Below are 13,053 nucleotides of genomic sequence, written 5' to 3' on the forward strand. Positions count from 1 at the left end.
GCTCATCTGTTTTTTTGTATTCTCATAAAATTTCTATATTAAAAAAGCGAACAAACTTTCGTGTTCGGGTGAAAAAAACACATAAAAATGTTATGATAAAAGAAAAAAGGAGGGAATTTGATAGTGAAATTTATCCACGCGGCTGATTTACATATAGATAGATCTTTTGAAGGATCCATTCCATTCGATAAACGTGTTCAAGAAAAATTAATACAGGCAAATCAGATTGTTCTAGCAAATATTGTAGATCAAGCAGTGTTCCATGAAGTTGACTTTGTTCTGTTTGCTGGAGATACTTTTCATCAAAACAAACCTTCACTTAAAACACAAAAACACTTTTTTGAACAAATGGAACGTTTAAACCGAATAAATATTCCTGTATATATGATTTTTGGGAACCATGATTATTATCAGAAAGAAAGATATTGGTTTGAATTTCCTGAAAATGTTCATTTGTTTGTAGATGAAGAAGTAAAAACAAAAGTGCTGAAACTAAATTCGGGTGAAAAAGTTGCTATCAGTGCTTTTAGCTATTGTCATCCATGGATACAACAAGAAAAAGTACTAGAGTTCCCCTCTCGAGCAAATGTCGATTATCATGTTGGAATGTATCACGGGGAATTGGGCACAAAAGATCATGGTAACTATGCTCCATTTAGTTCCAGTCAAATGCAAGAAAAAAATTATGATTATTGGGCGTTAGGTCATATCCATGTTCCAACTATCGTTAGCAATCATGGAAGAATCGTATATTCTGGCGCACCTCAAGGACACACGAGAAAGGAACAAACTTCAACGTCTGTTTCATTAGTAGAATTGAAGCGAAGTGAATATCAAACAACGCCTATAGAAGTAGCTGAAGTATATTGGCATCGTCAAAAAATTTCTTTTGAGCAAGTTCGAACAACTAACGAGATTTTCCCCATGGTTCAACGACAACTGGAAATTTCTAACAATAAATTTCATCTAATTGAGCTAGAGATTGTTAACTATGAACATTTGGGAATGGATATTGTGGAGCGAATTGATTCTGGTGAAGTATTAGAATATTTAATTGAAGAATTAAGAAAGTATACATCAAATTTATTTATATGGCGTATTGTTCTTATGAAGGATACTGTTCAGAAACAAATAACCGTAACTGTTTCAAAAAAATTGAAGTATCAATTATTTGAAAGTTATCAAATTCCTCAAGATTTCAAACAAATTTTGAGTGAATTGTATAGCCATCCAGAAGCAACAAAATTATTGAATGAGTTACCTGATTATCAGAGTGAGACATTACTTGCTGCACAAGAATTAATCAATCAGGATTTTCAATTCAAGGAGGATAATGAATGAAAATTTTACGGATTGAGATTAATGCTTTTGGAAAATGGCGCCAAAAGAGTTTTGATTTTTCTTCAGGTAATCAATTGATTTATGGCGAAAACGAAGCAGGAAAATCGACTGTTTATCAGTTTATTCAAGCAATCCTCTTTGGTTTTCCATCAAAAGGGAGAAAAAAGAAAGACTATACACCAAAAGATGGAGCGGCTTATGGTGGTCGTGTCTGGTTCGAACATCCTGTTCATGGTGAATTTATGGTCGAGCGCTATAAACAACAGAATCGTGGAAAGGCAAAAGTTGTTTTTGGTGAACAAACAGGAAGTGAAGTACTCCTAGGACAGCTGATTTCACCATTGACTAGAGAATTATTTCAGCAAGTTTTCACTTTTCAACAAGAACAGTTATCAGAATTGGATCATCTTAGAGAAAAAGAACTACATGATATGCTGATTTCACTAGGTATTACTGGAAGTTCACAAGTTTTTCAAAAGCGACAAGAGTATTATAATCAAGCTCAAAATTTATATAAGAAAAAAGGTCAAAAATTACTTATTAATCAAAAATTAAATAGTTGGAAAAGTTTACAAGAAAAAATTTATCAGAAACAAGCACAAGAAGATTTTTTTAGCCAACTTGTAATGCAAGAACAGGCTGCAAAAAAAAAGCAAGATAAGTTGAGACAAGAATTATCAAGGAACAATGAAAAATTATTGCAACTAAATCAGCAAAAAATCAATTTTTCACTTTATGAAGAATGGCAAGAATTACAAGAAAATACACTTAATGAATTACCAAGTGAACAGTTACTGACAGATTTGCAAGAGTTTTCTAGCAGGTATCAACAAATGAGTGAACGTTTGGAAGAACTAGAATCAACGTTAGAAAAACATAGCGGCATGGATCAGCAATCAGCACGATACTATTTTTTCTTAGAACAAGAAACAGAATTAAAAGCTCTTTTAAAGGAACAGACTCAAGTTGAGCAGTTAGTCAATGAATGGCAAAGACTTCAGGTAGAAACACGAGAAACAGAAGCAGAGTTAAAGATTTTAGAAGAACGCTGGGGTTGGCAAAGACAAAATCAGCCAGTAGAATTTCAGCAAAGCCCCGAATGGAAGGCACTGTTTTCACAAAATAGACAATTTCAAGAAGAAGACCAACAATTGACAATTCGACTACAAATTGCAAAAGAACAACAGGAATTGATTGATGCAGAAATTAGCCAGTTAGAAGCGCGTTACCCTTTTCTTTTACAGAACCAGCAGATGGAGAAAAAAAAGCGTAATAGTATTCCTTATATGGTTGCTGGTGGAGTTTTCATCGTCCTAGGCTTGTTATTGCCTTTCCCTTGGAAAATAATCTCATTACTTGGTGGAGCAGGGCTTGTAGGAAGCTACTTTCTTAACAAAGAAAAAGATAGCAAAAGTAATTCATTAGAAGTCAAAGGAATGTGGCAAGAAAAACTGGGGCAATTGGATGTCGCTTCTGCACAAATCGCAGAAGTTGAAGAAAATAGGAAACAAAATCAACGAATGCAACAACAGCTTGATCAACAAGTACAGTATTTGGCTACTCAATGGTCCCTAAAGCAATTGAATACAGTGGAGCTGATGAAGGAGTATGGTCAAGAAGTTACGGATTATCAACGTCTTTGTGCTATTTATGAACGAAAGCAAAAAAGAGAAAGAGAGATTCAAGAAAAGTTACTATTCCTAGAGCAAAAATTTGATGTTGTTCAAGAATGGCTACCAGTTCAAGATAAACTCATTTCTGAAAAAATGGACCTACTGGCACAATTTGTTCAAGAAATGGAACAAATGAAATTTGCTCGTAGCTACCAGCAAAATACCTTACTCACGCAAGAAATTAATCAATTGAAGAAGAAACAAAAAGCGTGGCTACAAGAGTATACGCAACAACTTAATGAGGCACAGCTTGCTTATCCATCTGAGGTGCCACTATTTCTGCAAAAAGCCCACGAAACGATTCAAAAAAAAGAAAGACTTGCTGAGTTAAGTAAAATAGTAACACCATTATTTCCTGAAAAAATGACACGCGTATTTTTAGAACAAGAAATCATTCGTTTAGACCAACTGCAACGACAACGACAACTAGAAGAAAAAGCTGCAAGTGAACAACAACAACGCTTGAACATTCAAGTTGAGGAATTACAAAAAGATGGTACACTTGATGAACTGTATCAAGAAGAAAGCCGTCAAAAGGCAGAATTAGAACACTTGATGGTGCAGTGGGGAGCATATGAAGTTGCCGGCACTTTTTTAGGCGATCTATCGACTGAAATGAGTGAGCGACAATTGCCACAGTTGTTAAAAGAGGCTACTTATTATTTTGGATTACTAACTGACGGCAAGTATCAAAGGATTTTATTAAAAGAAGACTTGCTGACGCTCACAGATGGAAAGACAGAGTTTCCTATTTATGAACTGTCTACAGGTACCAAAGATCAATTAATCATGGCAATGCGGTTTGCTTATCTTTCTTTGGAAGCAAATCGAGCACTTTGTCCAGTAATTATTGACGATGGATGGCTACATTATGATTCGAACAGAAAGTATTACTTAGCAAAACTTTTAGCAGAGTTTGGTAAAAAGTATCAGATAATTTGTTTTTCTTCTGACAAAGAAATGTTAAGCTATTATCAAGAGTTACAACAATCCGTGAAAAGGTTAGAAGGAGCATAAGATGAAAAAAATTCGTGAATTAGTCATTGATGAACAGTTTGAATTGTTCGTCTTAATAAAAAATGCTGATGTAAGAATGGCAAAAAACGGTAAAAAATTTATTGCGTTTACTTTCCAAGATACTTCTGGAACGATTGATGGAAAATATTGGGATGCTTCTGAGGAAGAAATCAGCAAATTTACTGCGGGAACTGTGGTATTTTTGAGTGGTAAAAGAGAAATGTATCAAGGAAATCCTCAAGTGAAAATTATCCATATGCGTTTAACAAAAATTGATGAACCTAGTGACCCTAGTCTTTATATGGAACGGGCGCCAATAAAAAAAGAAGTAATGGAAGAAGAAATCAATCAATTATTGTTTGAAATTACGAATGCACACTGGAATCGTATCGTACGGTATTTATTAAATAAGTATCAAAAACAATTTTTCGAGTTTCCAGCAGCAAAAAGAAATCATCATGCGTTTGCTAGTGGTCTAGCTTATCATACATTAACGATGCTTCACTTAGGAAAAGCAATTGCAGATGAATATCCAGAAATCAATCGCGCATTACTATATGCTGGGATTATTTTACATGACTTGGGTAAAGTCATTGAGTTATCTGGTCCAATGTCAACAGAATACACGTTAGCTGGTAATTTGGTAGGGCATTTAGTCCTTGTAGATGAAGAAATTACTAAAGCTTGTATTGCATTGAAAATCAGTGAAGAAGATGAAGATGTTTTAGTGCTAAGACACATGGTGCTAGCACATCATGGGCTATTGGAATATGGTTCACCTGTGCGACCAAGAATCATGGAAGCTGAAATTTTACATCAAATTGATAATATTGATGCGTCAATGCAAATGATGTTGACTTCTATTCGTCAAACGGAACCTGGAAAATATACAGATCGAATTTTTGGTATGGATAACCGCAGTTTCTATGTACCAAAAGAGATTTAACTAGTTTGTTTAAACAATAAAAAAAAGAAGTAAAGCGACTCAATAGCACGAGTCTGCTTTACTTCTTTTTTAGTTGCAAAATTTATTTTGAAGAGTCTGTAGTTGCTGTTTCTGAGCTATCAGTTGCTTCAGTTGATTTTTCTGTAGATGAAGAATCTGTTGATTTTTCAGAATCAGATGTTGCTTCTGAACCTGAAGAAGATGTTGTGAATGCGCTCAAGACACTTTCGAAAGCATCGTCTTTGATTTTCACGTTAGCTTCTTTTAATACTTCACCGATAACTTTTGTTGTAAATGCGCTATCGTTCAATTTTGTTTGAGTGGCGATTTCTTTTAATTCATCTTTGTATTTATCCATGTCGTCGCCTTTAGAAGAAGTTTTAACCATTTTTACAACGTAGTAATCAGTTGCATAAGTGGAAGCATTTGTTGCAGAAATCACGTCAGAAATTTCGCCATCTTTTAATTTAAAAGCAGCTTCTTTCACTTCGTTAGGGACAGTTGTTGTTTCAGAATCAAATTTGATTTTGCCACCGTCATCTTTAGTTGTTGTATCAGTTGAGTTTTCTTTTGCTAATTTAGTGAAATCATCACCTTTATCAGCTTTTTCTTTGACACTTTTCGCATCATCTTCACTTGAAAGTTTGATGATTTGTGCTTCAACTTCTGGATGGAAAGATTCCCAAGCAGTTTTTAAGTCATCTTTAGTGATATCAACATGTGCTTTCAGTCCAGCTTCAAGAGCTAGGTTGTTACGGATATAATCTTTGTAAGAATCTTCTGTGTAACCAGCAGCTTTCAATTGAGATTCAAAACCATCACCTAATGATTCTGCTTGTTTTTTGTATTCAGCATCAACTTTTTTATCAGTTACTTTGTCGCCATATTTGTTATTGAATACTTTGTAAATAATCATTCGTTGAACTAAAGTTTGGTTAGATGATTCCAATTTTGCTTCGTCATAAAAGTCAGAAACAGTGATTGTTCCACCTTTCATTGTAGCGATATCTTTGTTTGTACCATCAGAACAAGCAGCTAGCGTTAGGACAGCTAAGGCACTAGTCGCTGCTAAAATTATTTTTTTTCTTTTCATTTTAGTTTTGCACTCCTGTTTTTTTATATTTAGTTGTTCACATCTACAACTATACCATATTCTAATTCCTAAAAAAAAGCTTCTAGTGAATAGTTTCAAAGAAAATTCATGTTTTAATCACATTCATTACGAGAGTATAACAAAAAAACAGTTTAGAATGCATAATCGTTGTATTTTGACTCAATTAATGAAGATTTTCTTCAGGAAGTTCAGGCAAGCTTGCAGAAATTTTTTCTACTTGTTCTTGGATTTGAGCAATTCTTGGTTCTGCTTGAAATTTAAATTCCTGTACATCTTTTTGAATAGAGTCTTGAAACTCTGGAATAAGGGTAGATGCCGTTTCTTTTGTTTCAATCAATGCCTCTTTAAAGTGGCTGAGACTATTATTTAATTCCATCGTTAAATCAGCAGCTTCATCTAACTCGTCAATTAATTTTTGGCGGGTATCATTGCCACTTCTTGGGGCAAAAAGAAGTCCACCTACAGCACCTACAGCTGAACCAAATACGAGACCTTTAAGAAAGTTTTTAATCAATGTCGTTCACCTGCGCTTCAATGATTTCCTGAATAGCTGTCAATTCACTTGCTGAGTAATCTGCTTGATGATTACCAAAATGAATTGAAAAATCATCTGTTTTTGCGTAGCGTGGTACCAGATGGATATGCGAGTGAAATACTGACTGGTATGCCAACTCGCGATTGTTATTCAAAATATTTAAACCTTTCATATCAGGAAATGCCTTTTCTAGACCACGAGCAATTTTCGGCACACGTGAAAAGACAGCACCAGCTAGTTCTTGGTCGTAATCAAAAATATCAGAAACGTGGCGTTTGGGTACGACTAAGGTGTGGCCCTTTGTAGCTTGTGATAAGTCCAAAAACGCATACACTTTGTCATCCTCATAAATTTTATAGCTAGGAATTTCTTGGTTGATAATTTTGCAAAAAATACAGTTTTCCATTCGAGACATCCTTTCTGCTAAGAATATTTTGGCTAAGTTAACTTTACCATAAGTTCCGATGGTTGTAAGGAAAAAAACAAATTGTCGCCATTTTCTTCATGGTATAATAAAAGAGCGAGTAAACAAGATCATTGGAGGAAAAGAAATGAGTTTAACGATTGAACATGTGACGGGGGGATATGGACATCTTCCTGTTTTAAAAGATATAAGTTTTGAAGTACATTCAGGTGAAATGGTTGGCTTGATTGGCTTAAATGGTGCTGGTAAAAGTACAACGATCAAACATATCATTGGGTTGTTAGAAGCAACTAAAGGAAAAATTGAAATTGATGATCTAACATTAAAAAGTGATAGTGAAAATTATCGGAAACAAATTGGCTATATTCCAGAAACACCTTCATTATATGAAGAATTAACTTTACGTGAACATATTGAAGTGACTGCTATGGCTTATGATATTCCACTGGAAGTAGCGCTGAAACGAGCAGAAAAATTATTAGAGACGTTTCGCTTGGAAAAACGTTTAGACTGGTTTCCTGCTAATTTTTCAAAAGGAATGAAGCAAAAAGTCATGATTTTATGTGCTTTTTTGATTGAACCATCGCTATATATCATTGATGAACCTTTTTTAGGACTTGATCCTTTAGCAATCAATGCGTTGTTAGAATTGATGGTTGAAATGAAACAAAGTGGTTCTGCGATTTTGATGTCAACGCATATTTTGGCAACTGCTGAAAAATACTGTGATCGCTTTATTGTTTTACATAATGGTGAAGTTCGAGCGCAAGGGACACTACAAGAGCTAAGGCAAGCATTCAATCTTCCGGATTCATCACTGGATGAGATTTATGTCGCATTAACGAAGGAGCAAGAAGCATGAATGATTTTTTTCGAAAACGTTTAGCTAGACACCAAAAAAAAATGCTAAAGTATATGCGCTATGTTTTCAATGATCATTTTGTGTTAGTTTGTCTTTTTTTGGTGGGAGGAATTGGCTTTTATTATTCCAGTTGGCTAAAGAATTTAACTCCTTCTTTTGTATTTGGTGGACTGATTGTTTCAATTTTTTGGCTGCTTAGCTTGGCGGTAGGAAAAATTGCTACTTTTGCAGAGGCAGCAGATATTGTTTTTTTATTGCCGAAAGAAAAAGCAATGCGAGCGTACTTAAGTGAAGCGTTTCGCTATTCTTGTGTATTTCCATCAGTTGTTTTATTTTTAGCTAGTGGATTTGCAATGCCGTTAATAGTAGTGAGTACCGGTCAGCCATTTTCAATGTACCTAATTTATTTGGTCTTACTTATCAGCCTAAAAACGGGTCATCTACAAGTGAAACGGGCAGAACTTTTTCGATTTTCTAGTCAAGTGTTACGTTGGTTTAAAATGGGATGGTATGTTTCAGCTTTTGCCATTTTATTACTTACTTTTTATGCATCCATTTGGTTAGGTTTAGCTGGTTCCTTGATACAAGCAGGTATTTATTATTGGTATTTATGGCGAAAAAATGAAGTACAGCTTGATTGGGAAAAAATGATTCAAATGGAAGAAAGCCGCCTTCATCAAATTTATCAATTTATCAATTTATTTACCGATGTACCAGAAATTTCAGCAAAGGTAAAACGACGTCGTTACCTAGATCCGCTATTGAAGAAAATTAAAGGGGATCAAAGTAAAACATATCTTTACTTGTATGCTAGACGATTTGCCCGTGGTTCAGATTTTAGTGGACTATATTTGAGATTACTATTGATTGGCAGTTTACTGATCGTAGGGGTAACAGATTTAACATTTAGTCTGATTATTGGCGCATTATTCTTGTACTTGATTGGTTTCCAATTGCTACCATTGTATAGTCAATTTCGCTATATGGTGTTAGTTCAATTGTATCCTGTAAAAGAGGCGCAGAAAAAAACAGCTATTCAGCAATTATTGTTGGGAATATTAGTTTTAGCAGCTCTTATTTTTGGAGTAATTGCAGCGTTTGTTTTGTCTGGAATAGAACGCTGGATTCCTATTTTGGTTTATCTGATCTTTGTTTTTCTGTTCGTAAAAATGTACGTTCCTACACGTCTGAAAAAACTGGCAGAGTAAGAACTGTCCAAGACGAAATGAGACTGAGACAAAACTAAAAATCCAGTCATTTTTAACGCATTTTTTAATTTAAAAAACGCCTAAAATCAACGTTTTCAAAAACGAATTTTAGGCGTTTTTTCTATTTAAGCTACTTTTGTCTTAGCCCCTATTTTTCTTTTTTAGAAAAGTTGGTTTTTTGAATGAAAAAATGCTGAAAAAGAACGTATATGTGCTTGACGTTATGTGTCTGGGCGACTAGAATAATAATTACTGCAAATGAAAGAGTTTAAGAGGATGGGAGAAAGCATGATGGAGTTTCAGTTAGACCAAGAGTGGCGGTTACGGCCCATCAAAGGTGATACAGGAAAAACATACATAGGCATGCGTGATGAGGATAAGGTCTTCATCAAGCGTAATACGACCCCCATGCTTGCTGCGTTATCTCGAGAAGGAATTACTCCAAAACTTGTTTGGACTAAAAGAACAGGGAACGGAGATACATTAACAGCTCAAGAGTGGTTAGATGGTCGCTTATTGACTACCGCAGAAATTGGGCAAAGAAACGATGTTATTGATGTTTTATACCATTTACATCATTCTGAATCATTAAAAACAATGTTGAATCGAATAGGTGGTCGCGTTGTCACACCTGAGACGATGTTGAAGAAATACAACCAAGAACTCCCAGAAATACTAAAAAAAAATCAGTTTATCCAACTTGTGCATCAATTTTTGAGTCAACAGGTTCCTCATACAGATAAAAAAGATTTTGCTGTTGTTCATGGAGATGTGAACCATCGTAATTGGCTAGTCTGTAAAAATTATTTATATTTAGTTGATTGGGATTCAATCATGTTCGCTGACCCAGCAGTTGATATTGGAACGATTTTAGGAAATTATGTTCCACTTTCAAATTGGAATCAATGGTTGATTAGTTATGGTATTCGCCCAACGAATGAAGTTCTCGAGAAACTTCACTGGTACGCGGTGATGAATTTATTACAAGAAATTACTCGGTATTGCCTTCGAGGAGATGACCGACGAATGAATGAAGAAATTTTACAATTAAAACGAATTTTTAGTGGCTGAGGTTGAGCCCAAACTCTTTGGAGATTTGGCCAACCTTTTTTATTTGAGAAAGGAATTATGAATTATGCGTGTTAGAAATCGTCCTGGTGCAACAGAATTATTAGCGGCACACCCAGAGTTTGTTATTAGTGATCCAACTGAATGGAAAGGTCAATGGGCTGAACTCTTTGGTAACAATCATCCAATTCATATCGAAATTGGAATGGGAAAAGGTCAATTCATCAATGGAATGGCAAAGGCACATCCAGAAATCAATTACATTGGCGTGGAAATGCAAGTCAGTGTTATTTCTCTGGCATTAGATAAATTGATTGAAGAGCCGCTACCTAATTTGAAATTACTTCATGTTGATGGCTCAGCACTGACAGAGTATTTTGCGGACAGTGAAGTCGATCAGATTTATTTGAACTTTTCTGATCCATGGCCAAAAAAGCGTCATGAAAAACGTCGTTTGACTTTTAAAACCTTTTTAGCGGTGGATGAACAAATTTTACGACCAGCTGGTGAAATCCATTTCAAAACAGATAATCAAGGATTGTTTGAGTATTCCTTAGCAAGTTTTTCACAGTATGGTATGATTATCAAACAAGTCTGGCTTGATTTACATGAGAGCACATTTGAAGGAAATATTATGACAGAGTATGAAGAAAAATTTTCTTCTCGTGGCCAACGGATTTATCGAGTGGAAGCGCAATTTAAAGATAAAACAAAATAATTAAAAGGAGGTGTGACAAAAGTCTTGTCACACCTCCTTTTTTCGAATAAGAGATATTCCTAAATCAACTCTTCAAAATCATTCACAACAATCTAAAAATATGGAACGCTATTTTTGTCAGCTATGAGTGATTTTTCGGGGTTAAGTGCGTTGTGCCATAACCTTCAGCTGCAATGTTCAAGAAGTAATTTCTTCCAAGTAAACTTAAATTACGCAAAAATTTGAGAAACAAGTTCTGGTAATTTTTTTTATTTACTAAGCGGACTATTTCTGCTACAGACATTTTCTTGTTAGCATGGCGGAATAAGTTGGAATTTTGAAAAGGAAAAAAGTCCCATATCTGTGATTTTTAACTCAGGAATAACAGATAATGTTAAAAATGATAAGGTCAAAAAGGGATCGAAGAGCTGACTAGCACCAATTTGATGGGCAGCATTTGTTAAGCTAGTTAATTCTTGATTCACTTCTAAAAAAGGTTTTTGAGACATCAATCCGCCAATCTTAAGTGGTAAGCTTGCTAATTCCTGTTGATGATTGACAGCAATCATGCCACCACCTTTTTTGATTAGCTGTTCTATAGCAAAAAGCATATCCTCATCGTTTGTTCCGACGACAACAATATTATGAGAATCATGCGAAATCGTAGTTGCTAAGGCGCCCTCTTTTAGTTCGAAACCTTTGACGATGCCCAGACCAATATTTCCAGTTTCTTTGTGTCGTTCAATAACAGCAATTTTCAGGTAATCTTTTTCAATAGAAGGAACAAAGACCCCAGATTGAACAGTGACTTCTGCAAGTAAATCATTAGTAAGCAAACTGTTAGGAATAATCTCGATGATATGGGCTTCATTTGAACTTAAAGGCAGGTTTAAAGAATCTTTTGTTAGAGGTGCAACTGCCATGCTTGGTAAGTGCTCAATCAGAGAATTTTTTGGTTGTTCACTTGTTTCACTGATAAAGTTTCCATTGTTCACAAGTTGTTCACCATTATGAAATACTTCTCGAATTGGTAATGTTTCAAGGTTATCTGTTAAGAAAAAGTCGGCTTGATAACCTGGCGCAACAGCGCCAATCGTGGATAAACCGAAACATTCCGCTGCATTTAGTGTTGCCATTTGGATTGCTTGCAATGGGTCCATCCCTAATTCAATCACCTTTCGGACGATATAATCAATCGATCCTTCACTCACTAAATCATTAATTAACTTATCATCAGTAACAAAAAAGCAACGTCGAGAATTTTCTGGGGTAATGGCTGGAAAGAGAGCAGCTAAATCTTTTGCAACAGTCCCTTCACGAATCATCAAGTACATCCCTAAATCAAGTCTTTCTCTCGCTTCTTCAGCAGTTGTGGCTTCGTGGTCAGTCCGAATACCAGCAACAGGATAAACATTCAACGCATCACCAGTAATTCCAGCTGCGTGGCCATCAATTTTTTTGTGATGATCAAGCATTAATTGAAGTTTGTCTAAAATTTCTGTTTCAGCATTTGCGACTGCTTGATAGTTCATTACTTCAGCAAGGCCAAGAACTTCAGGCATTTCTAAGAAGGTCGCCAAGGTTTCGGCATCTAGGACAGCGCCATTTGTTTCAAAAGGTGTAACGGGAACACAAGAAGGGAGCATGAAAAAAATATTCATCGGTGCTTTTTTAGCATCTTCCAGCATGAATTTCAAGCCGGTACTGCCAGCAACGTTTCCAATCTCATGAGGATCTGTTACAACAGTTGTCACACCATGCAACACAGAAATTTTAGCAAATTCTTGTGGACAAAGCAGAGAGCTTTCAATATGAACATGCCCATCAATAAAACCTGGAACTAAGTACTGATGATTTGCATCGTAAGTTTGTTTCCCTTCATATTCGCCAATTCCAATGATTTTTCCGTCACTGATAGCAAGGGTACCTGACATAATTTTTCTGGTAAAGACATTGACGATTTTGGCATTCTTGATAACTAAATCTGCTGGTTGTTGTTTGCTCGCAACTAAAAGATGTTTTTTTAGCAATGATTCCAAGGTGGCGCCTCCTAAGATAAATTTTTAATAGTATAACACAAATTCGGATTTAGCCAACATTTTTTATGAAATTATCAAAATTTACGATAAAAAATTGATAAAAGCGTATGTTTTTATTGGAGGGGAGGA

11 protein-coding genes are annotated in these 13,053 nt (G+C 35.3%); 7 read left to right on the plus strand and 4 right to left on the minus strand.

All coding sequences use genetic code 11. The features are described 5' to 3' along the window. Window positions 1–120 precede the first annotated feature (120 nt). The 3 genes from AB3I20_RS04810 to AB3I20_RS04820 are packed head-to-tail and all read left to right on the plus strand — an operon-like array spanning window position 121 to window position 4,977. A complete protein-coding gene (locus AB3I20_RS04810) occupies window positions 121–1,341 on the plus strand; it encodes a DNA repair exonuclease (protein ID WP_067483124.1) in 1,221 nt (406 codons plus the stop codon). Next, entirely contained in the window at window positions 1,338–4,031 is a 2,694-nt protein-coding gene (locus AB3I20_RS04815) for an AAA family ATPase (RefSeq protein ID WP_368027036.1), read from the plus strand. The genes AB3I20_RS04810 and AB3I20_RS04815 overlap by 4 nt, the downstream gene beginning before the upstream one ends. 1 nt (window position 4,032) lies before the next feature. Beyond that, entirely contained in the window at window positions 4,033–4,977 is a 945-nt protein-coding gene (locus AB3I20_RS04820) for a 3'-5' exoribonuclease YhaM family protein (RefSeq protein ID WP_067483098.1), read from the plus strand. 82 nt (window positions 4,978–5,059) lie between these two features. Here AB3I20_RS04820 and AB3I20_RS04825 read toward each other — a convergent pair whose 3' ends face one another. From AB3I20_RS04825 to AB3I20_RS04835, 3 genes are all read right to left on the minus strand, one after another. Continuing rightward, window positions 5,060–6,070, minus strand: a complete 1,011-nt coding sequence (locus AB3I20_RS04825; RefSeq protein WP_067483096.1) for a peptidylprolyl isomerase — start codon at window positions 6,068–6,070, stop codon at window positions 5,060–5,062. A 184-nt stretch (window positions 6,071–6,254) separates the two neighbouring features. Next, a complete protein-coding gene (locus AB3I20_RS04830; protein ID WP_095803843.1) occupies window positions 6,255–6,605 on the minus strand; it encodes a YtxH domain-containing protein in 351 nt (116 codons plus the stop codon). After that, window positions 6,598–7,032 (minus strand): HIT family protein, encoded by a 435-nt coding sequence (locus AB3I20_RS04835; protein WP_067483092.1) that lies wholly within the window; start codon window positions 7,030–7,032, stop codon window positions 6,598–6,600. Before AB3I20_RS04835 ends, AB3I20_RS04830 begins: the two co-directional genes overlap by 8 nt. Window positions 7,033–7,177: 145 nt before the next feature. Here AB3I20_RS04835 and AB3I20_RS04840 point away from each other — a divergent pair, with 145 nt between their 5' ends. The 4 genes from AB3I20_RS04840 (at window position 7,178) to trmB (ending at window position 10,906) form a co-directional block, all read left to right on the plus strand. Next, on the plus strand, window positions 7,178–7,912 hold the full coding sequence (locus AB3I20_RS04840; protein WP_071868901.1) for an ABC transporter ATP-binding protein: 735 nt from the start codon (window positions 7,178–7,180) through the stop codon (window positions 7,910–7,912). Further along, window positions 7,909–9,120: an ABC transporter permease gene (locus AB3I20_RS04845; protein ID WP_067483088.1), complete on the plus strand. Its 1,212-nt coding sequence runs from the start codon at window positions 7,909–7,911 to the stop codon at window positions 9,118–9,120. Before AB3I20_RS04840 ends, AB3I20_RS04845 begins: the two co-directional genes overlap by 4 nt. Before the next feature lie 288 nt (window positions 9,121–9,408). After that, window positions 9,409–10,191, plus strand: coding sequence for a phosphotransferase family protein (locus AB3I20_RS04850; protein WP_172843754.1), 783 nt, complete (start codon window positions 9,409–9,411; stop codon window positions 10,189–10,191). A 64-nt stretch (window positions 10,192–10,255) separates the two neighbouring features. Beyond that, window positions 10,256–10,906: a tRNA (guanosine(46)-N7)-methyltransferase TrmB gene (trmB, locus tag AB3I20_RS04855; RefSeq protein WP_067483086.1), complete on the plus strand. Its 651-nt coding sequence runs from the start codon at window positions 10,256–10,258 to the stop codon at window positions 10,904–10,906. Window positions 10,907–11,196: 290 nt separating this feature from the next. Here trmB and ade read toward each other — a convergent pair whose 3' ends face one another. Then, window positions 11,197–12,924 carry an adenine deaminase gene (gene ade / locus AB3I20_RS04860; RefSeq protein WP_368027037.1) on the minus strand — a complete coding sequence of 576 codons (1,728 nt, stop codon included), beginning with the start codon at window positions 12,922–12,924 and terminating at the stop codon, window positions 11,197–11,199. Window positions 12,925–13,053: the final 129 nt, after the last annotated feature.

This window comes from Enterococcus sp. C50, assembly GCF_040887505.1.
GTDB classification, from domain to species: Bacteria; Bacillota; Bacilli; order Lactobacillales; family Enterococcaceae; genus Enterococcus_B; species Enterococcus_B thailandicus.